The organism is Pseudoalteromonas sp. NZS37, assembly GCF_015864265.1.
GTDB classification, from domain to species: domain Bacteria; phylum Pseudomonadota; class Gammaproteobacteria; order Enterobacterales; family Alteromonadaceae; genus Pseudoalteromonas; species Pseudoalteromonas arctica.
Genome location: NZ_JADYXL010000042.1, coordinates 1 through 1382, shown reverse-complemented (window position 1 = coordinate 1382; position 1382 = coordinate 1). Strand labels below are relative to the sequence as shown.

The following is a 1382-nucleotide window of genomic DNA, read 5'->3' as shown; positions in this document are numbered from 1 at the left end:
GCGACGTGGTTCTCCAGCAAGAAGCCCGGAAGTGCGGGGCCTTTCACCAGATAGGCTTCGATGAAATCCGCAGCGTTGGTGCGCGTGTCAAAGGTCTCGCCGGTAGAGAAGACCGTGATGCTCACGTTCGGATCATTAGGGGGCTCGGCCACAATGAAATTGGTGCCCAGCAGCGTGTCACGGTCGCCCGTCTGGACGTGCACATGCACTTTGCGCAGGTTCACCCGACCGCCCGCGCGGTCCAGCTCGCTGATGTCCGGGAAGATGTTGTTGCTCTCACCGTCCTGGATGATCGTCGCCGTGGGGGCACCGCCGCCTTCGCTCACGTCATCCATCACCGCCGACGCTACCAGGCGGACATCGCCTTTCAAGATTGCCACTTGTTAAATCTCCATGAGACGGATGGTGCAGAGGTAAAAGTCGGCAGGCAGTTCGTGCCCATCGCGGTACTGGATCACAGGACGGGCCTCAAAACCGCCGTCCTGGTGACGGAAGATGACCTCCCGAGCCTCGCCGCGAAGTGTAAGAGTCATGGTTTTGCCGGGTACTGCGGCCCAATTTCGCAACGCCGTCACGTCGGCGCGCGTCATCCACGCGCTGCTGTCGCTCTCCGGCTCCAGCGTGATGGGTCGCCCCTTGACCCTCGCCGCCGCCTGGACGATGTACGCGCCCGTGATCGTGCGGTCGGCAGTCTGCTCGACCGGGTTCCAGTTGTTCTCGTCGGACCAGAACAGGTCTGGGTTCAAGGTCAGTGTGGTCGTGCCATCGGCCAGGGTGAGGCTCATGCTGCGGTTCCTTGTGAGGTTTCAAGTGCGCGAAGCACTGCGAGAGTTTCACGTGACTGCGTGGGGTTCAGTCCGGTGATGGTTCCGAGGTTGCGGCCGCCGAGGTTGACGGTCAGGTTCCCCCCGCTGCTGACGCCACCGCTGNGTTCCGAGGTTGCGGCCGCCGAGGTTGACGGTCAGGTTCCCCCCGCTGCTGACGCCACCGCTGCTTGGGCGCCCACCCGAAGGGCTGCCGCCTGGCGTCGTCGATCCCCCACCTGCGGGTGTGGTCGCCGTGCCGCCTGGTGCCGGGCCTGTGTTGAGCAGCTTCGCTTCCAACTCCTGCAGTTGCCGGCGCATGTCAGCCACCTGCTTGCTGTAGTTGGGGTCTCGAATCTGCCCACCCTGACTGGAGATGAACTTCAGCATCTCTGCCAGGCCGCGAGCCTTGATGGCGTCTGGGTTGCCGATGTTCTCTTCGCCGTAACGCCGGGCGATGTCGCGGTCTACCTGCTCTTGGGTTTCCCCGGCCATCACGCGCTCCCCTGCGGTGTTCAAGGAGTAACCTTCCTTGTCCACGTTCAGGCGCTTGCGGCGGGCTTCGGCCAGTTTTTCCTC

The 1382-nt window shown here is 63.4% G+C and carries 2 protein-coding genes; both read right to left on the bottom strand.

Features of this window, described 5'->3' with window-relative positions:
• Positions 1-371, bottom strand: a 371-nt coding sequence (locus I6F47_RS20275; protein ID WP_197184455.1) for a hypothetical protein, incomplete at its 3' end; no start/stop codon positions are given.
• 12 nt (positions 372-383) lie between these two features.
• Entirely contained in the window at positions 384-785 is a 402-nt protein-coding gene (locus tag I6F47_RS20270) for a hypothetical protein (protein ID WP_114488110.1), read from the bottom strand.
• Positions 786-1382 lie beyond the last annotated feature (597 nt).

Bases quoted from the DNA above. Each gene is read 5' to 3' on its own strand.
- I6F47_RS20270 (WP_114488110.1), bottom strand. From the start codon at position 785: ATGAGCCTCACCCTGGCCGATGGCACGACCACACTGACCTTGAACCCA.